Annotated in this window: 12 protein-coding genes; 5 read left to right on the top strand and 7 right to left on the bottom strand. The window is 72.1% G+C overall.

What is annotated here, in order from left to right:
* Positions 1 to 15: 15 nt before the first annotated feature.
* From ACRWNP_RS10335 to glgX, 6 genes are all read right to left on the bottom strand, one after another.
* Complete coding sequence (locus ACRWNP_RS10335; RefSeq protein WP_431960768.1) at positions 16 to 2391, bottom strand: M4 family metallopeptidase; 2376 nt, start codon at positions 2389 to 2391, stop codon at positions 16 to 18.
* Positions 2392 to 2710: 319 nt separating this feature from the next.
* Positions 2711 to 4267 (bottom strand): M4 family metallopeptidase, encoded by a 1557-nt coding sequence (locus ACRWNP_RS10330; RefSeq protein WP_431960805.1) that lies wholly within the window; start codon positions 4265 to 4267, stop codon positions 2711 to 2713.
* 272 nt (positions 4268 to 4539) lie between these two features.
* Complete coding sequence (locus ACRWNP_RS10325; RefSeq protein WP_431960767.1) at positions 4540 to 6426, bottom strand: ABC transporter ATP-binding protein; 1887 nt, start codon at positions 6424 to 6426, stop codon at positions 4540 to 4542.
* Positions 6423 to 8264 (bottom strand): ABC transporter ATP-binding protein, encoded by a 1842-nt coding sequence (locus ACRWNP_RS10320; RefSeq protein WP_431960766.1) that lies wholly within the window; start codon positions 8262 to 8264, stop codon positions 6423 to 6425. The genes ACRWNP_RS10325 and ACRWNP_RS10320 overlap by 4 nt, the downstream gene beginning before the upstream one ends.
* Before the next feature lie 34 nt (positions 8265 to 8298).
* Positions 8299 to 9507 (bottom strand): MFS transporter, encoded by a 1209-nt coding sequence (locus tag ACRWNP_RS10315; RefSeq protein WP_431960804.1) that lies wholly within the window; start codon positions 9505 to 9507, stop codon positions 8299 to 8301.
* A 135-nt stretch (positions 9508 to 9642) separates the two neighbouring features.
* Complete coding sequence (glgX, locus tag ACRWNP_RS10310; protein WP_431960765.1) at positions 9643 to 11925, bottom strand: glycogen debranching protein GlgX; 2283 nt, start codon at positions 11923 to 11925, stop codon at positions 9643 to 9645.
* A gap of 193 nt (positions 11926 to 12118) precedes the next feature.
* Here glgX and ACRWNP_RS10305 point away from each other — a divergent pair, with 193 nt between their 5' ends.
* The 5 genes from ACRWNP_RS10305 (at position 12119) to ACRWNP_RS10285 (ending at position 17492) form a co-directional block, all read left to right on the top strand.
* The gene (locus tag ACRWNP_RS10305; protein WP_431960764.1) at positions 12119 to 13324 is read left to right on the top strand and encodes a L,D-transpeptidase; all 1206 of its coding nucleotides are present in this window, start codon (positions 12119 to 12121) and stop codon (positions 13322 to 13324) included.
* A 200-nt stretch (positions 13325 to 13524) separates the two neighbouring features.
* Positions 13525 to 14703, top strand: coding sequence for a L,D-transpeptidase (locus tag ACRWNP_RS10300; RefSeq protein ID WP_431960803.1), 1179 nt, complete (start codon positions 13525 to 13527; stop codon positions 14701 to 14703).
* Positions 14704 to 14761: 58 nt separating this feature from the next.
* Positions 14762 to 15529: an enoyl-CoA hydratase/isomerase family protein gene (locus tag ACRWNP_RS10295; protein ID WP_431960763.1), complete on the top strand. Its 768-nt coding sequence runs from the start codon at positions 14762 to 14764 to the stop codon at positions 15527 to 15529.
* A gap of 254 nt (positions 15530 to 15783) precedes the next feature.
* Positions 15784 to 16281 (top strand): ATP-binding protein, encoded by a 498-nt coding sequence (locus tag ACRWNP_RS10290; RefSeq protein WP_431960761.1) that lies wholly within the window; start codon positions 15784 to 15786, stop codon positions 16279 to 16281.
* Positions 16282 to 16571: 290 nt separating this feature from the next.
* Positions 16572 to 17492 (top strand): scabin-related ADP-ribosyltransferase, encoded by a 921-nt coding sequence (locus ACRWNP_RS10285; protein WP_431960760.1) that lies wholly within the window; start codon positions 16572 to 16574, stop codon positions 17490 to 17492.
* A 166-nt stretch (positions 17493 to 17658) separates the two neighbouring features.
* Here ACRWNP_RS10285 and ACRWNP_RS10280 read toward each other — a convergent pair whose 3' ends face one another.
* Positions 17659 to 19296: an FAD-dependent oxidoreductase gene (locus tag ACRWNP_RS10280; RefSeq protein ID WP_431960759.1), complete on the bottom strand. Its 1638-nt coding sequence runs from the start codon at positions 19294 to 19296 to the stop codon at positions 17659 to 17661.
* Positions 19297 to 19409: the final 113 nt, after the last annotated feature.

Here is a 19409-nt window from a genome sequence, read left to right as displayed (position 1 = left end):
GTCACCCGGAGGCGATCAGCTGCTGGTGGTGACGGCGGTGTCGTCGACCACGAAGCTCGTCTGCAGCGAGATGTCCTCGGTGCCGGTGAACTTCAGGGTGACGGTGGAGCCGGCGAAGGCGTTCAGGCTGAAGGACTTCTGGGTGTAGCCCGAGGCCTTGTTGAGGTTGGAGTAGGTGGCCAGGGTGGTCGACCCGGCGGTGACCGTCAGCTTGTCGTACTGGGTGCTGGTGGTCGTCTCGGCGGAGTCGATGTGCAGCCAGAAGGTGAAGGTCGCCTTGCAGCCCGCCGGGATGGACACCGACTGGGAGAGCGTGTCGGTGTGGGTCGAGCCGTAGCCGTCCAGCCACGCCTTGTACGAACCGCCGTGGGCGGCCTGGCTGCTGGAGTTGGTGATCACACCGCTGCTCGCCGTCCAGGAGGCGCTGCCCGACTCGAAGCCCGGGTTGCCGAGCAGCTGGGCGGAGGCGCAGCTGCCGGGGGTGGTGACGGTCCAGGTGAACGAGGCGGTGCCGGTCTTGGCCGCGGAGTCGGTGACCGTGACCGTGGTGTTGTACGTGCCCGCGGCGGACGGGGTGCCGTTGATCAGACCGGTGGAGGCGTTGATCGACAGACCGGCCGGCAGGCCGCTCGCCGCGTAGCTCAGCGCGCCGCTGTTGGTGCTGCTGGCCTGGATCTGCAGGTTGACGGCGGTGCCGACGGTGCTGCTCTGGTTGCCGGGGTTGGTGACGGTGACGCCCGAGACGGGCGCGTGGCTGCCGACGCCGATACCCGCGAAGGCGTTCTGCACACCCGCGTACTGGGCGGAGCCCGCGCCGTACAGGGCCTGGGCGGCGTTCAGGGCGGCGGTGCGGGCGGCCGCGTAGTTGGTGCTGCTCGTCATGTACGTGGTCAGCGCCTTGTACCAGATCTGCAGCGCGGCGGCGCGGCCGATGCCGGCGACGGCGATGCCGTCGGCGGTCGGGCTGTTGTAGCTGACCCCGTTGATGACCTTGGCGCCGCTGCCCTCGGAGAGCAGGTAGAACATGTGGTTCGCCGGGCCCGAGGAGTAGTGGACGTCCAGGTTGCCGATGCCGGAGTACCAGTTGTCCGGCGAGGTGCCGTCGCGGGATGGCTTGTCCTGGTAGCGCAGCGGGGTGCCGTCGCCGTTGATGTTGATCTCTTCACCGATGAGGTAGTCACCGATGTCGTTGCTGTTGCCCGCGGAGAACTCGACGCCCGTGCCGAAGATGTCGGAGGTCGCCTCGTTCAGGCCGCCGGACTCGCCCGAGTACGTGAGGTTCGCGGTGGCGGAGGTGACGCCGTGGCTCATCTCGTGGCCCGCGACGTCCAGCGAGGTCAGCGCGTGGGTGTTGCCCGAGCCGTCGCCGTAGGTCATGCAGAAGCAGCTGTCGTCCCAGAAGGCGTTGACGTAGCCGCTGCTGTAGTGGACCCGCGAGTACGCGGCGACACCGTCGTTGCGGATGCCGCTGCGGCCGAAGGTGTTCTTGTAGAAGTCCCAGGTCGTCTGGGCGCCGTAGGCGGCGTCGGCGCCCGCGGTCTGGGTGTTGGAGCCCGTGCCGTCGCCCCAGACGTCGTCGGCGTCGGTGAACAGCGTCCCGGTGCCGGAGGTGCCGCGGTTGAGGTTGTAGGTCTTGTGGCCGCCGCGGGTCGTGTCGTTCAGCTGGTACGTCGAGCCGGACAGCGTGGTGGTCAGCGACACCTGGCCGCTGTACTGGGTGTTTCCGGTGCCGGTCTTGACGTCCTGGTAGCGGTGCAGCTCCTTGCCGGTCACGGCGTCGGTGACGACGTGCAGCCGGCTCGGCGTGCCGTCGTCCTGCAGACCGCTCACCACGGTCTCCCAGGCGAGTTTCGGCGTGCCCTGGCCGGCCCAGATCACCTTGCGGGCGTTGTCCGCGGCGGGCGCCTCGGCCTTGAGCGCCTTGGCGGTCTTCAGCGCGGCGGTCGTCGCGGCGGACTCGGCGACCTTCGGCGTCGTCGAGGCGACCGTGATCCGCTGGTCGGTGTTGAACGTCGTACCGACCGTGCCGGCGCCCTTGGCGGGCGTGTGCACGACGAGGTCGCCGCCGAGCACGGGGAGCCCGGCGTAGGTGCGCTCGTAGCGGGTGTGCAGCGTGCCGTCGGCGTCCTTGACGACGTCCTTGACGACCAGCTTCTCCTTGCTGCCCAGACCCAGCGACCGGGCCGTGACCGCCGTGCGGTCGCTCGCGCTCTTGATGAGCGCGGTGCGCTGGGCGGGGGTGAGCTTCGCCTCGAGGGCTCCGGTGCGGAGCTGGCTCGTGTGGGGGGCGGCGTTCGCCGTGGCGGACGTGGCCGGTATGCCGACGGCGATGAACGCGGCGGTGGCGACCACACTGGCGGCCGCGACTGCCTTGCGGGGGGATCGTCTCACTCGGACTCCTACTGCGTCGGCCGCGGTTGGCGGCCGGGGACAGCCGGGCAGACGGGGTGTGCTGCCCGGGCGGAACTAGCCGTGCGGGTGGGACGTGCGGAGTTCGGCCGGTGCGTCAGCACGAAGCGGTGCGGTGTGTGGGCGTACTGACGGCCGACCGGGGGAAGAGTGCCACTGTTCCTGGCTCGGTGTCATGTACGTGACGAGAAGTTGGCCGAATTCGTCCTGTGAGGGGAACAGATGGTTCGTTAAACGGACGCCTGCCGCCCTGCGGACGGGGAGCCGGACCCCCGAGCGCCCGGCTCCCCGTGGGTGCGGCTCAGCTCACGCGTGTGCCGACGTTCACCGCGGCCCAGGTGTTGGCCACCGCGTTGTACGTCGCGCTGCCCGCCCCGAAGAGGTCGGCCGCGGCCTGCAGGGTGGCGGTCCGCGCCCCCGCGTAGTTGGTGCGCGAGGTCATGTAGGTGGTCAGCGCCCGGTACCAGACGGCCACGGCGTTGGCCCGGCCGATGCCGGGCACCGCGAGCCCGTCGTAGGTGGCGCTGCTGTAGGTCACGCCGTTGACCGTCTTGGTTCCGCTGCCCTCGGACAGCAGGTAGAAGAAGTGGTTGGCGACCCCGGAGGAGTAGTGCACGTCGAGTCGTCCGACGTTCTTGGACCAGTAGTCCGCCGAGGATCCGTCCTTGGAGGGCCTGTCCATGTAGCGCAGCGGGGTGCCGTCGCCGTTGATGTCGATCTTCTCGCCGATGAGGTAGTCACCGGGGTCGCTGGCGTTGGCGGCGTGGAACTCCACCGCGGTCCCGAGGATGTCGGAGGTCGCCTCGTTCAGGCCCCCGGGCTCCCCGCTGTAGCGGAGGTTGGCCGTGGCCGCGGTGACGCCGTGGGTCATCTCGTGTCCCGCGACGTCCAGTGAGGTGAGCGGCCGCTGGTTGCCCGAGCCGTCGCCGTAGGTCATGCAGAAGCAGCTGTCGGACCAGAACGCGTTGACGTAGGAATTACCGTAGTGGACCCGGGAGTAGGCGCCGACGCCGTCGTTGCGGATGCCGTTGCGGCCGAAGGTTTCCTGGTAGAAGTCCCACGTCTCCTGGGCGCCGTAGGCCGCGTCGACGCCCGCGGTCTGGCGGCTGGAGGTGCTGCCGTTGCCCCAGACGTCGTCGGCATCGGTGAACAGTGTGCCGGTGCCGGAGGTGCCGCCGTTCAGGTCGTACGTCCTGTGGCCTCCCCGGGCCGCATCGGTCAGCTCGTACACGGAGCCGGAGAGCGTGGTGCCGATGGTCACCTGTCCGCTGTACTGGCTGTCGCCGACGCCGGACTTGACCGCCTCGTATGAGGTCAGCTTCTCGCCGGTGGCCGCGTCGGTGATGGTGTGCAGCTCGCTCGGCGTCCCGTCGTGCCGGGTGCCGGTGGTGACGGTCTCCCAGGCGAGCACGGCCGCGCCGGTGCCGGCCCATACCACTTTTCGCGCGCCCGCGGCCGGGGCGGAGCGCTGTGCGGTCGTGGTGGCGAGGCTGATCCGGGCGCTGGACGCCCAGGTGACCCGGGCCGTCGAACCGTCGGCCGCCCGGTGGACCACCAGGTCGCCGCCGAGCACGGGGAGCCCCGCGTAGGTGCGCTGGTAGCGGGTGTGGAGGCTGCCGTCGGCGTCCTCGACGACGTCGGCGGGGACCAACTGCTCCCTGGCGCCCAGGCGCAGCGACCGCGCGGTCGCCGCGCGGTCGGCCGCCGCGGCCCTGAGCAGACCGGCCCGCTGGGCGGGGGAGAGCCTGATCTGCAGGGCACCGGCGTCGGGGACAGCCCGGACGGTGGACCCCCCGCCCTCCTCGGCACGGGCGGTGGCCGGCGAGGTCTGGAGGGCGACGCCCAGCAGCGCGGCCATGGCCACCAGGGTGCCGGTGGTTATCGCGCTGCGGGACCGGTTACGGGGACGTCTCACTTCTACGCTCCTTCGGGAATGCCGGTGAACGGCAGGACAGGGCGAAGCAAGAGTCGTGTGGGGAGCGCGGGAAGCCGCGCGACGACCGTCCGGAAGCGTGTCAGCCGACGGGGGTGAATGTCATGTACGCGCTCGGAATTGGCCGGATCTCGTCCGCAGCGGGGCGCGCCCCGTCCGCCATCCGGACGAAGCGCGCCCCGTGGACGCCGACGGGGTCAGACCAGGCTGTCGCGCCAGGCCTGGTGCAGATCGGCGAAGCGGCCCGCGCCGGAGACGAGTTCGGCCGGGGTGCCGTCCTCCACGATGCGGCCCTGGTCCATCACCAGCACCCGGTCCGCGATCTCCACCGTCGACAGCCGGTGCGCGATGATCACGGCGGTGCGGCCGCTCAGCACCTGGCGCATCGCCTGCTGCACCGCGCGCTCGCCCGGTACGTCCAGGGAGGAGGTCGCCTCGTCCAGGATGAGCACGGCCGGGTCGGCGAGCAGGGCGCGGGCGAAGGCCACCAACTGGCGCTGGCCCGCGGAGATGCGGCCACCGCGCTTGCGGACGTCGGTGTCGTAGCCCTCGGGCAGCGCGGCGATGAAGCCATGGGCGCCGATCGCCCTGGCGGCGTCCTCGATCTCCTCGCGGGTGGCCTCCGGACGGCCGATGGCGATGTTCTCGGCGACCGTGCCCGAGAAGAGGAACGCCTCCTGGGTCACCATGACCACCCCGCGGCGCAGTTCGGGCAGGGCCAGGTCGCGCAGGTCCACCCCGTCCAGGGTGACCCGGCCGTCGGTCGGGTCGTAGAACCGGGCCAGCAGCTTGGCCAGCGTCGACTTGCCCGCGCCGGTGGCGCCGACCACCGCGACCGTCTGTCCGGCGGGCAGGCACAGGTCGAAGCGGGGCAGCACCTCGCCGCCCGTGCGGTAGGCGAACCGGACCCGCTCGAAGACGACCTCGCGGCCCGGGATGTCCGCCTCCGTGGCCGGCAGCGCCCGCGGCGTCGGCGGCTCCGGGACCGAGGGCCGCTGGGCCAGCAGCCCGGCGATCTTCTCCAGCGAGGCGGCCGCCGACTGGTAGGAGTTGAGGAACATGCCGAGCGGGTCGATCGGCGCGTACAGCCGCCGCAGGTAGAGCACGAAGGCGGCGAGCACGCCCAGCGCCAGCGAGCCGGCGGCCACACGGTACGCGCCCCACAGCACCACCAGCGCCACCGAGGTGTTGGCGATCAGCCAGGAACTGACCGTGAAGCGGCCCATCTCCAGGATCGCGTCGCCGTTGGCCTGCCGGTGGGCGGCGTTGAGTTCGTCGAACGCCTCGTCGTTCGCCTTCTCGCGGCGGAAGGCCTGCACGGGCCGGATGCCGTTCATCGTCTCGGTGAAGCGCACGATGACGGCGGCGATCGCCGCGGAGCGGCGTGTGTAGACCTTGGCCGACCGGCGACGGAAGATCCGGACGGTCACCACCAGCGGCACCGCGGTGGCGAGCGCGAACAGGCCGAGCCCCCAGTCCAGCCACAGCAGCACGGCCGAGATGTAGAGCACCGACAGCCCGACGTTGAGCAGCTCCTGGAGGCCCTCGGTCAGCAGCTCCCGGATCGACTCCACGTCGGAGGTGGCGCGGGCGATGATCCGGCCCGAGGTGTACCGCTCGTGGAAGTCCAGGCCGAGCGCCTGGGCGTGGCGGAAGATCCGGCCGCGCAGTTCGACCAGCACGTCCTGGCAGATCCGGCCGGCCTGCCGGACGAACGTCCGCTGCAGCAGGCCGCCGGCGACGGCGCAGCCGATGTAGCCGACCGCGACCGCGATCAGCGGGCCGTGGTCGTCGCGGCGCAGTGCCGGGATGGCCCGGTCGATGGCCACCGCCACGATCAGCGGTCCCGCCTGCACGGCCGCCTGCTGCAGCAGCAGGACCACGGCCGCCAGCCACACGCGTCCCCGGTGCGGTCCGACCAGTTCCCGCAGCAGGGCGCGTGACGCCCCCTCGGGTGCCGGGAGCCGGTCGCGGTCGAAGAGGTCGTCCTCCTGGTCCTTCTGCGCCCCCTGGGTCTCCCCTTGCCCCGCCGGTTCCCCGTCGGCCGACTGCTCGGCAGGCTGCGACTCCGCGACGGAGGTCATCGGGTGCTCCCTTCGAATTGCGGACGGTCCGGCGCCGCGGGCGCGCTCTCGCCCTGGCCGGACATCAGGCGGCGGTAGACCGCGGAGGAGGACAGGAGTTCCTGGTGGGTGCCGACCGCGGTGACCCGGCCCTGCGACAGCAGCGCCACCCGGTCGGCGAGCAGCACCGTGGAGGGGCGGTGGGCGACCACCAGCGCCGTCGTGGTGGCCAGCACCTGGCGCAGGGCCGCCTCGACGAGGGCCTCGGTGTGCACGTCGAGGGCGGACAGGGGGTCGTCCAGCACCAGGAAGCGGGGGCGGCCGACGACCGCGCGGGCCAGCGCGAGCCGCTGCCGCTGACCGCCGGACAGGCTCAGGCCCTGCTCTCCCACCTGGGTGTCCACACCCCGCGGCAGTTTGTGGACGAAGTCGCACTGGGCGATCTCCAGCGCCCGCAGCAGGTCCGCCTCGTCGGCGTCGGGAGCGCCCATCAGCACGTTCTCCCGCACGCTGGCGGAGAACAGGGTCGGTTCCTCGAAGGCCGTGGCGACCAGGGAGCGCAGCGCGGACCGGGTGAGCCGCGCGGCGTCGGTGCCGTCCAGCGTGATGCGGCCGCCGGTCGGCTCGTACAGCCGCGGGATCAGCGAGGTCAGGCTCGTCTTGCCGCTGCCCGTCGCGCCGACCAGCGCCACGGTCTCGCCGCTGCGGATGTGCAGATCGACCCCGGTGAGCAGGTCGGGGCTGCCCTCGGGCGCGTCGGGGTAGCGGAAGCGCACCGCGCTGAAGCGGATGCCGTCGGCGGGCCGCGCCTCCTCGCCGTCGACCGGACCGGTGCCCGTTCCCGAGCCGGTCTCCGGTGGGACCTCGGTGTCCAGGACCTCGAAGACCCGGTCGGCGGCGGTGGCCGCCTCGTTGCTGAAGGAGAGCAGCCAGCCCAGCGACTCCACCGGCCAGCGCAGCGCGAGCGCCGTGGACAGGAAGGCGACCAGCGTGCCCGCCGACAGGTCGCCGTCGGCGACCTGCACCGCGCCCAGCACCAGCGCCGCGCCCAGTGCCACGTCCGGCAGGCCGGTGATCACCATCCACAGGTCCGCCAGCAGCCCGGCCTTGCGCAGCTCGGTGCCGCGCAGTTCGCGCGACTGCCGGCGGAAGGCGTCGGCCTGGCTGCGGTGCCGGCCGAAGGCCTTGATGATGCGGATGCCGAGCACCGACTCCTCGACCAGCGTGGTCAGGTCCCCGACCTGGTCCTGCGCGCTGCGGGAGGCGAGCTGGTAGCGCGCCTCGAAGTACGTGCAGAGGATCACCAGCGGCACGACCGGGCCCAGCAGGATCAGCCCCAGCGACCAGCGCTGCACGAACAGGATGCCGAAGCCCGCCAGGATGGTGGCGGTGTTGACCGCCAGGAACACCATCGGGAAGGTCAGGAACATCCGCAGGATCTGCAGGTCGTTCGTGGCCCGCGAGAGCAGCTGCCCCGATCCCCAGCGGTCGTGGAAGGACACCGGCAGGCGCTGCAGCCTCCGGTAGAGGTCGGCCCGCATCGTGGCCTCCAGTGCGGCCATGGGGCGCGCGACCAGCCAGCGCCGTACGCCGAAGAGCCCGGCCTCCAGGAGACCGAGCAGCAGCACCAACCCGCCGCCGAGCCACACCCCGGACGGATCGTGGCCGGCGACCGGGCCGTCCACGATCCACTTCAGGACCAGCGGTATCAGCAGCGCCAGGCAGGACGCGACCACGGCCACACCCGCGGAACCGAACAGCCGGTGGCTGACCGGCTTCACGTACGGCCACAGGCGCCGGAGCGAGCGCACGGCGGATCGGGAACGTTCGGGCTCGGGTTGGTTGGTTGGCTCAGGCATCGTTTCAGAGACTACGGGCGACCACCGACAACGCTCATCCGGATTTTCGGCCGAGGTCGCGCACGGCGGGCACGGCCAGCAGCGCCACGCACACCAGCAGGGTCACCGCGCCCCCGGCGAGCAGCACCGGGCGCGCCCCGAAGACCCCCGCCGCCGGCCCCGCCAGGGCCTGGCCGACGGGCAGCATGGCGACCGAGCCGGCGACCTCGTACGCGTGGATCCGGTTGAGGATCTCGCCGGGCACCTGGGTCTGCACGCTGGTGGCCCACATCACACTCCAGAAGGCCCAGGCCGTCCCGGCGACCAGCACCGCCGCCGCGACCGCCGGCACCGGCAGCCCCGCGCCGACCGCCGCCGGGTAGAGCGCGAACCCGAACAGCGCCACCGCCCCGCCCCGCAGCGGCCGGGCCGGCCGCACCCGTATCGCCAGCAGCCCGCCGAGCGCGGTGCCCGCCCCCAGCGCGGAGGAGACCAGGCCGTACGCCTTGGGCCCGTGGGCGGGCAGGATCTCGCCGGCCGCCAGCGGGGTCACCGGGCCCATGACCAGGATCATGAAGCCCATCCAGATGACGATCACCGACCACATCCAGGTGCGGGCCCGGAACTCCCGCCACCCCTCCACCAGGTCGGCCCGGAAGCCGCTGCGCGCGGCGGCGTCCCGCGGCCCCCGAGCGGTCCGCGCGGTCGGCCCGGGCAGCCGGAGCAGCAGCAGGCAGACCGCGCTCACCGCGTAGGTGCCGGCGTGCGCGGCGAACACCCCGCCCGCGGAGGTGAAGGCCACCAGCACGCCGGCGAGCGCCGGGCCGGCCAGCGCCATCAGCGACTCGGCGGTGCGCACCACCCCGTTGGCCTCCTGGACGTCCCGGGCCACCTGGGGCACCGTGCTGGCCACCCCTGGCTGGAACATGGCACCCGCCACGCCGTTGACGGCGCCGATCAGGCAGATCTGCCAGAGCACGACGTGCCCCGAGAAGAAGAGCCAGGCGGCCAGGGACTGCGTGCCGACCCGCACCAGGTCCGCGCCGATCATCAGGCCGCGGGCGCTGAACCGGTCGGCGAACACCCCGCCGAGGACGACCAGCCCGGCGAAGCAGGCGGTGAAGGAGGCCATGGCGTAGCCGATGTCCCCCGCGCCGTAGCCGTGCTGGAGCAGTCCCGCCGACAGGGCGACGGGCAGCATCGAGTCGCCGAGCATGGCGACACTGCGGGCGGTGAAGTACAGGGTGAACCCCCGTGACCACAGGCGGTCCCGGGGGGCGGCCGGTGCGGCCGGGCCGGAGGCGCACGGCGGCGAGGGCGGAGGTGCGGAGGTCACGGACGACCAGTGTGGACTGGACCAATTGGCCGAGTCCACACCTTTGCCGCCGCGTCTCGTCCTTCAGACGGCGCGCAGCAGCAGCACCGTCCTCCCCGGTACGGTCAGCGCCCGCCCGCCGCGGTGCCGGCTGCCCGGCGGTTCCGCCTGGTCCTCACGCGAGGTGTCGAGCAGCAGCTCGTACTCGCGGGCCCACGGCCCGCCCGGCAGGGTGAAGCGGACCGGGCGGTGCGAGGCGTGGAAGACGGCCAGGAAGCTGTCGTCGGTGACCGGGCGGCCGCGCGCGTCGCGGTGCGGGATGTCCGCGCCCGACAGGTACATCCCGAGCGTGGACGTGGGGCCGTACCAGTCGGCGTCGGTCATCTCCCGCCCCCGCGCGGTGAACCAGGCCAGGTCCCGCAGCCCCTCGGCGGACTGCGGACGGCCGGAGAAGAAGGCCCGCCGGCGCAGCACGGGGTGCGCGCGGCGCAGCGCGATCAGCCGGGCGGTCAGCTCTCGCAGCGAGGCCCAGGCCGGATCCTGCGGCAGCGACCAGTCCACCCAGCTGATCTCGTTGTCCTGGCAGTACGCGTTGTTGTTGCCGCCCTGGGTGCGGCCCGCCTCGTCACCGGCCACCAGCATCGGCACGCCGGTCGACAGCAGCAGTGTCGACAGCATGTTGCGCAGTTGCCGCCGGCGCAGCTCGCCCACGGCCGGGTCGTCGGTCTCGCCCTCGTGCCCGCAGTTCCAGGCCCGGTTGTCGTCGGTGCCGTCGCGGTTGTCCTCGCCGTTGGCCTCGTTGTGCTTGCGCTCGTAGCTCACCAGGTCGCGCAGGGTGAAACCGTCATGGGCGGTGATGAAGTTGACCGAGGCGTACGGACGGCGCCCGCCCCAGGCGTACAGGTCGCTGGAGCCGGACAGCCGGTACCCCAGGTCGCGCACATCGTGCCGGGTGCCCCGCCAGAAGTCCCGGACGGTGTCGCGGTAGCGGTCGTTCCACTCCGTCCACAGCGGCGGGAACGCACCGACCTGGTAGCCGCCGGAGCCGACGTCCCAGGGCTCGGCGATGAGTTTGACCCGGCGCAGCACCGGGTCCTGGGCGATGACGGCGAGGAAGGGGGAGAGCATGTCGACGTCGTGCATCGACCGGGCGAGCGCCGCGGCGAGGTCGAAGCGGAAGCCGTCGACACCCATCTCGGTCACCCAGTAGCGCAGGGAGTCGGTGATCAGCCGGAGCACCTGGGGCTGGACGACGTGGAGGGTGTTGCCGCAGCCGGTGTAGTCGGCGTACCGGCGCGCGTCGCCCTGCAACCGGTAGTAGCCGCGGTTGTCGATCCCGCGCAGGGAGAGGGTGGGCCCGAACTCGCTGCCCTCGGCCGTGTGGTTGTAGACGACGTCGAGGATCACCTCCAGCCCCGCGTCGTGCAGGGCGCGCACCATCCGCTTGAACTCGCCCACCTGCTGCCCGCGGGTGCCGGTGGCGGCGTAGCCGGCGTGCGGCGCGAAGTAGCCGATCGAGTTGTAGCCCCAGTAGTTGCGCAGGCCCCGGCGCAGCAGGTGGTCCTCGTGGGCGAACTGGTGCACCGGCAGCAGCTCCACGGCCGTCACGCCGAGGCCGGTGAGGTATTCGATCGCCGCCGGGTGGGCCAGCCCGGCGTAGGTGCCGCGCAGTTCGGGCGGGATGCCGGGGTGGCGCATGGTGAAGCCGCGGACGTGCAGCTCGTAGATGACCGAGTCGGCCCAGGGCGTCTTGGGCCTGCGGTCGTCCGTCCAGGGGTCGTCGTCGTCCACCACGACACCCTTGGGCACGTACGGGGCCGAGTCGCGGTTGTCCCGCACGGTGTCGGCGACCGCCTGCTCAGGCCAGTCGCGGACGTGGCCGTACACCTCGGGCGGCAGCGTGAAGTCGCCGTCGACCGCCCTCGCGTAGGGGTCCAGCAGCAGCTTGGCCGGGTTCCAGCGGGCACCGGTCCACGGGTCCCAGCGGCCGCCGACCCGGTAGCCGTACCGGTGGCCGGGCCGCACCCCGGGCACGAAGCCGTGCCAGATCTCATGGGTCAGCTCGGTCAGCGGGATCCGGGTCTCGGCCCCCTCGTCGTCGAACAGGCACAGCTCCACCGACTCGGCGCCGCCCGCCCACAGGGCGAAGTTGGTGCCCTGGCGTCCGTCCGGACCGGTGTGGAAGCGCGCCCCCAGCGGCTGCGGGCTGCCCGGCCACACCACGGCGTCCCCGGCCCCGGCCGGCCCGGGCACGGCCGGCGCGGTCTCCGGGCGCGGCAGCGGCACGGCCACGGGGGCGGTCCGGTGGCCGTTGGGGCGCAGTCTTCCGGCCCGGTCGACCGATTCGTCCTCGCGCGTCTCCGACACGTGCTCGCCTCCTGCGGCTCGGGGGACGCAGGACCCGGCCGGCGCCGGCCGTGCCCGTGCGCGGCGCGGTGTCCCTCCGCGCGCGCGTCGCGCCCTCCCGCTTTACCTTCCCGTTCACCCTGCGGCGTCACACGCGTGATCGATCGGAGGCATCGCGGACGTTTCCCCAGGGCCGTCCGGTCGTTGACCGAGCGTGACGAATGCGGTGCGGCGCGCTCTGCGCGCGGGGGCGGGGCTTGCCACCGCCATGTGGCTGGCGGGGATGCTGACGGCGTGCGGGCTCGGGTTCGGGCCGGCGGACACCGGTGCGGCGGCCGACGACACCCCGAAGGTGTCGGAGGCGAGGATCAGGATCACTCCCGGGGACGGTGCCCGTGACGTGGCGGCGGACGACCCGCTGACGGTCGAGGCCGAGGACGGCCGGCTCACCTCCGTGCGTGTCGAGGACGGGGACGGGGAGGTGGTCGAGGGCGTGTTCACCGCCGACCGGTCCGGCTGGCACGCCCGCTCCAGGCTGTCGCTGTCGGAGAAGTACACGGTGGACGCCGTCGCCGAGGACACGGGGGGCCGGCGCGCCGCCAAGCACGCGGTGTTCACCACCCTCGTCCCCAAGAACACCCTCATCGGCTACTTCACCCCCGAGGACGGCCAGACCGTCGGCACGGGCATGATCGTCTCCCTGGACTTCAACCGGCCGGTCGCCGACCGGGCCGCCGTCGAGCGTGCCGTGCGCGTCGCCTCCTCGCCCGCCGTGGAGATCGCCCCGCACTGGTTCGGCGACCGGCGCCTGGACTTCCGCCCGCGGACGCGCTGGCGTCCCGGCACCAAGGTGACGCTCTCGTTGCGGCTGCGCGACGTCGAGACCGCCCCCGGGGTCTACGGGGTGCAGTCCAAGGACGTCACCTTCGACATCGGCAGGGACCAGACCAGCACCGTCGACGCCGCCGCGCACACCCTGACGGTGCGCCGCGGCGGGCAGGTCACGCGCGTCCTGCCGATCTCGGCGGGCGCTCCGTCCAACCCGACCTACAACGGCTCGATGGTCATCTCCGAGAAGCTCCGGCTGACCAGGATGAACGGGGACACGGTGGGCTTCGGCGGCGAGTACGACATCCCCGACGTCCCGCACGCCATGCGGCTCACCCGCTCCGGCACCTTCGTGCACGGCAGTTACTGGGCCGCCCCCGGCACCTTCGGCGCGGCCAACACCAGCCACGGCTGCGTGGGCCTGCTCGACGTGAAGGGCGGCGGCACGGCCACCCCGGCGGGCTGGTTCTTCGCCCACTCCCTCGTCGGCGACCTCGTCACCGTCGTCAACTCCCATGACCGCACCGTCGCTCCTGACAACGGCCTGGGCGGCTGGAACATGACCTGGGAGCAGTGGATGGCCGGCGGCTGAGGCCGGGCCCCGCGACTGGGACGGAACGGTGACAATACCGGGATCCACAACACCGGTCTCGTGTGGTTCTCTAAGCGCAAGGTGAGGGGGACTCACACGTGCCACGGGGCCACGGGCCGGTTTTGGGGAGACGAGAGTTGAAGGCGATACAGGGCACGCCGGGCGCAAGGCGGACCACCTTGGCCCTGGCGGTGGGGGCGATGCTGCTCCTGGTCAGCGCGTGCGGAGGCAGCGCCAGCGGCGACAGCAAGGACGGGGACAAGGCCAGGCCCGGTGCCTCGGCCTCACAGGGCGGCAAGGGCGACACGACCGAGTCGCAGGCCGTCGTCACCATCGCGCCGGAGGACGGCGCCGACGAGGTGGCCACGACGGGGGACCTCAAGGTCACCGCCGGCAAGGGCAAGCTGACCTCGGTCGTGGTGAAGACCGGCAAGGGCGACCCGGTCGAGGGCAAGATATCCGCCGACGGAACCAGCTGGGAGCCGACCGAGACGCTCGGCACCTCCACCAAGTACTCGGTGGACGCGATAGCCAAGGACAGCGCGGGCCGTGAGTCGGCCAAGCACGCCAGCTTCACCACGGTCACCCCGAAGGACACCTTCATCGGCTTCTTCACCCCCGAGGACGGCCAGACGGTCGGCGTCGGCATGCCGGTCTCGCTCAAGTTCAACCGGGCGATCAGCGACAAGAAGGCGGTCCAGGACGCGATCAAGGTGACCGCCAGCCCCTCGGTCCCCGTCGTCGGCCACTGGTACGGCGACCAGCGCGTCGACTTCCGCCCCGAGAAGTACTGGGCCAAGGGCACCAAGATCACCCTCTCCCTCAGGCTGAACGGCGTTCAGGGCGCCAAGGGCGTCTACGGCACCCAGTCCAAGGACGTGCACTACACCATCGGCCGCAGCCAGGTCAGCATCGTCGACGCCGCGAGGCACACGATGAAGGTCTACCGCGACGGCAAACTGCTGAAGACCGTCCCGATCACCTCGGGCGGGCCCGGCACGACGACCTACAACGGCAAGATGGTCATCACCGAGCGGTACAAGGTGACCCGTATGAACGGCGACACCGTGGGCTTCGGCGGCGAGTACGACATCAAGGACGTGCCCAACGCCCAGCGCCTGACCACCTCGGGCACCTTCATCCACGGCAACTACTGGGCGTCGCCCGGCACTTTCGGCAACGCCAACGTCAGCCACGGCTGCGTGGGCCTGCGGGACGTGCGGGGTGGCAACGGCGACACCCCGTCCTCATGGTTCTACAACAACTCGATGATCGGTGACGTCGTGGAGGTCAGGAACTCCCACGACAAGACCGTGCAGTGGTGGAACGGGCTCAACGGCTGGAACCTGCCGTGGAGCCAGTGGACCCCCGCCTCCTGACGCGCCCCGTGAGGCACGTCGCAGCGTAAACGGGCGTTCACGGATACCCTCGTCGGCCATGACAGTTAATCTCGAGGTCGACGAGGGTGTCGGCACCATCCACCTGGACCGCCCCCCGATGAACGCCCTGGACGTCGCGACCCAGGACCGGCTCCGCGAGGTGGCGGAGGAGGTGTCCCGGCGCGAGGACGTGCGGGCCGTCGTGATCTGGGGCGGCGAGAAGGTGTTCGCGGCGGGCGCGGACATCAAGGAGATGCAGGTCATGGACTACGAGGCCATGGCCGTGCGGGCCCGCGCGCTGCAGGACTCCTTCACGGCGGTCGCCCGGATCCCCAAGCCGGTGGTGGCCGCCGTGACGGGTTACGCCCTCGGCGGCGGCTGCGAACTCGCGCTCTGCGCCGACATCCGGATCGCCGCGGAGGACGCCAAGCTCGGCCAGCCCGAGATCCTGCTCGGCCTCATCCCCGGCGCGGGGGGCACGCAGCGGCTGTCGCGTCTGGTGGGCCCCGCCAAGGCGAAGGACCTCATCTTCACCGGCCGCATGGTCAAGGCCGACGAGGCGCTCATCATCGGCCTGGTGGACAAGGTGGTCCCGGCTGAGCAGGTGTACGCCGAGGCCCGCGCCTGGGCCGAGCGTCTGGCCCGCGGCCCGGCGCTGGCGCTGCGCGCCGCCAAGGAGGCGGTGGACGCCGGGCTGGAGACCGACCTGGAGACCGGCCTCACCATCGAACGGAACCTGTTCGCCGGGCTGTTCGCGACCGAGGACCGTACGACGGGCATGCGCAGCTTCGTCGAGGAGGGTCCCGGCAAAGCGAAGTTCCGCTAGAGCCAACCCGGTTGAGTGACAGCCGGCACCTGTCGGGTCGCCTTAAGCCGACCTTAAGAGGACCTTAAGGCGACCTGCGCCGAATTCACCGGCCGCTCCTCTCCGGCGCCCTCTTCGTGCAGGTGGGAGGGGTCGTATGAGATCCATCATTGCCCTTGACATATGCCGGTACGGCAACTCGGAATGACGCGTTCCGCCCCGCCAATTCCCCCGATCCGCCCCGAACCGCCGTCGCGTACGGCCATCATGAGAGCATGGCGGGGCAGCAGGGAGCATCTGAGCAGCCGCAGCGGGTGACGGTCCCGGCGGCAGGGCGGCCGCCCACGGTGGTCGACGATCCGGCGGCGACGTCCCTCGATCTGTTGGGGAATCCCTCCGTGGACGAGGTGCGGCTCTCCTCGCGCCCGGAGTCCGCGGCCACGGCCCGCCGGCTCAGCCGCTCGGTGCTCCGGTTGTGGGGGCTTCCCCAGTTCGACGACGTCGTCGAGTTACTCGTCTCCGAGCTCGTCGGCAATGCCGTGCGCCACACCGGGGCCCGCACCTTCGGCCTGCGCATGCTGCGCCGCCGCGGCTGGATCCGGGTGGAGGTGCGCGATCCCTCCCGGGCGCTGCCCTGTCTGATGCCGGTGCGCGAGATGGACGTCAGCGGGCGGGGGCTGTTCCTGATCGACAAGCTCGCCGACCGCTGGGGGGTGGATCTGCTGCCGCGCGGCAAGACCACCTGGTTCGAAATGCGGGTCATGGACCGATGAACGGTAAATGAACGGCTGACCTACGTTTACATGGTCAGTGTCCCACCTCACTCCCACATCGTGAGGTTTCGGCTGCGATGTCTCGTATAGTTGTGGAGCAACGACCCCCATTGACCCGGGTTCGGTCGTCCCATGGCGTCGTGGATCACACCCCCTGGCTCCACGACGAATCGAGAGGCCCCAGCAGCGTCCCACAACGATGCGCAGGGGCCTCTTTCGTCTTCCGGTGGGACACGCCGACAAGGGTGATTATTCCGGAGACCGGGCGATAGTGGGGTGATCGTGAGCATATGATCACACTGCACACACTGCGTCGGCTCTGCGCCGCCGCCCTTCCGCTGGGGGTGCTCGCACTCCCCGTCTGCGCGGCCGCCGCGGCCGTCGCCCCGGGTCTTCCACGTGACCCGGCCGTCCCCGAATGGTGCCCCGTCGTTCCCGACCGGCTCTACGCCGCCGCGGACCCCAGCGTCGACCTGGACCGGATCAGGCCCGACGAGCCGGCCTGGCGCTCCAACTGCAACGCCCTCTTCCGCGGCGACGACCGCCCGCCCGAGACCGTCTTCAAGGACGGCCTGCGCCCCGAGGACGTGAGCGACGGAGAGTACGACCTGCAGGCCTATGCCCGCCGTGAGCAGCCCTCGCCGTTCGTGGCCGCCACCTACGACCGCGAGGCCCTGCGGCAGCAAACCGTCGCCTACCACTACTACATCGACGCTCCCGGCGGCATCGAGCTCGACGAGACCCTCGGCACCCGCGAACTGCGCTCGGCCCGCACGGGCGTGCTCTTCCCCGGAGGCATCGCCCGTCAGTTCGTCGTGAAGGCCTGCCCCGTGGACAAGGCCACCAAGGCCGAGCTCACGGCCCGGTGCGTGGTCAACCCCGCGTACTCGCCGTGGCGCGGCTGGCCCGCCCCCGACTGGACGGGGGTGAAGGAGCCCGCCGCGCAGCCGCCCGCCGCCCGGCCCTCGGCGCCGCCGACCGCCCAGCCGGGTGCGGCACCGCAGGGCCGGCCCGCCGCGCCTCCCGCTGCTGGCCCGTCCGCCGCTGGTCCGTCCGCCACCGGTCCGTCCGCGCCTCCGGCGACCCGGCCCGGGGCGGCACCGGAGGGACGTCCGGCGGCGCCGCCCGCCGTCCAGCAGGGCACGCCGCCCGCCGCCCAGCCGGGCGCGCCGCGGTCCTCGGTGGACGGCGGGGGCGGCCCGGTGGGCTGACGGCGCCTGCGGCACCCTTTCCGTCGTGCGGTGCGGTGACCGGCCCCGGCCGGTCACCGCACCCAGGGCGCGGCCCGGGCCTGGGGCGCCGGCACACGGGAACGGCGGCCACCAGCGCTCCCGTGAGCGTGGTGGCCGCCGTTCGGCCGGTGCCGCGACGCGGCTCTCAGCGCAGCCGCAGCACCGAGGTGAGCACCTCGGCCAGCGTCGCCGCGGGGTCCTCCACGGCCTCGCGGCTCCGCCAGGCGACGAAGCCGTCCGGGCGGACCAGGATCGCGCCGCTCGGCGTCATCCCGTGCACCGCCGTCCAGTCGGTGCCCGCCTCGGGCACCAGGTCCGCCCGGGTGGACTCACCGAGCCGGTAGGCCTCCAGCGGGACCCCGAGGTGCTCCGCGACCGCGCGGGCCGCGTCGTGCCAGGCGGTGCCCTTCGGCCCGTCACCGGTGAGCAGCACCATGGAGCGCTCGTACAGGTCCAGCGTGGAGCGGCGCTCGCCGTCCCGGGTGGTCACCCACACATGCGGGGAACGGCCACCGGGCTCGGCGACCGGCCGGAAGTCCTCGGGGACGACCGGCCGCCCCGGGGCCGCGCCGAGGAACGCGCCCTCGGGGTAGCGGTAGCCCAGCGCGACCACCAGGACGCCCTTCTGGGGTCCGCCGCCGGCCGGGGGCGCGTAGCCGGGGTGGGCGTGCTCGGCGGAACGGGCGGAGGCCCGCTCGCTGGTGGCCACCGCGACCGGGCGGCGCTCGGCCTCGTACGTCTCCAGCAGCCCCGGCCCGGCCCAGCCGCCGGTCACCGCGGCGAGCTTCCACGCCAGGTTGTGAGCGTCCTGGATGCCGGTGTTGGAGCCGAAGGCGCCGGTGGGGGACATCTCGTGGCACGAGTCGCCGGCCATCAGCACCCGCCCGCGCCCGTAGGAGTCCGCGACCCGTTCCGCGGCCCGCCAGGGGGCCCGGCCGGTGATCTCGATCTCCAGGTCCGGCACGCCCACCGCGGTGCGGATGTGCGCGGCCAGCCGCTGGTCGGTGAAGTCCTCCGGTGTCTCGCCGCGTTCCGGGTGCCAGGGCGCGTGGAAGACCCAGTTCTCCTGGTTGTCGACGGGCAGCAGCACACCGTCGGCGTCCGGGTTGGTCAGATAGCACGCGATGAAATGGCGGTCACCCACCGCGTCGGCCAGCCGCTTGGCACGGAAGGTCGCGCTGATGTTGGCGAAGAGGTCGCCGCGGCCGGTGTGCCCGATGCCCAGGGCGCCTCGTACCGGGCTGCGCGGACCGTCGGCCGCGATCAGGTAGTCGGTCCTGACGGTGCTGCGGTCGCCGGTCTCCCGGTCCATCAGCTCGCAGGTGACGCCGTCGTCGTCCTGGGTGAACGACATCAGCTCGGTGCTGAAGCGCAGGTCGCCGCCGAGCTCCCGGGCGTAGTCCAGGAGCACCGGCTCCAGGTCGTTCTGGCTGCACAGGCACCAGCCGCTGGGGCTGATGCCGGACAGCCGGCCCCCGGGATCGATCTCGCGGAACAGCCATTCCGCGTTGTCCGAGGTCAGTGAGTCGGCTTGCAGGATGCCGTGGTTGTCAGCGAGTACGGAGGCGGCCCGCCGGATCAGCGGCTCGGCCCCGGCCGTACGGAACAGCTCCATGGTCCGCAGGTTGTTGCCGCGGCCACGGGGGTGGATGGAGGTACCCGGGTGCTTCTCGACGAGGACGTGCCGGACGCCGAGCCGGCCCAGGAAGACTGAGCTGGAGAGCCCGACGAGGGAGCCCCCCACGATGAGGACCGGGACCCGGTCTTCGGCCTGTGGAGTCATAGCTCCCTAGATGCCCGATTGCCGGGGGTATTTTCGCCCGTCACCCAATTGGATCACATATCTCGCACCGGTTGGGCCACCACAGCACGATCGTTGGACGACGGACCTCGGGG

The sequence above is a fragment of the Actinacidiphila sp. bgisy160 genome, assembly GCF_965342435.1.
In the GTDB taxonomy this organism is placed as follows: Bacteria; Actinomycetota; Actinomycetes; order Streptomycetales; family Streptomycetaceae; genus Actinacidiphila.
This window is presented reverse-complemented; position numbering and strand designations above follow the sequence as displayed.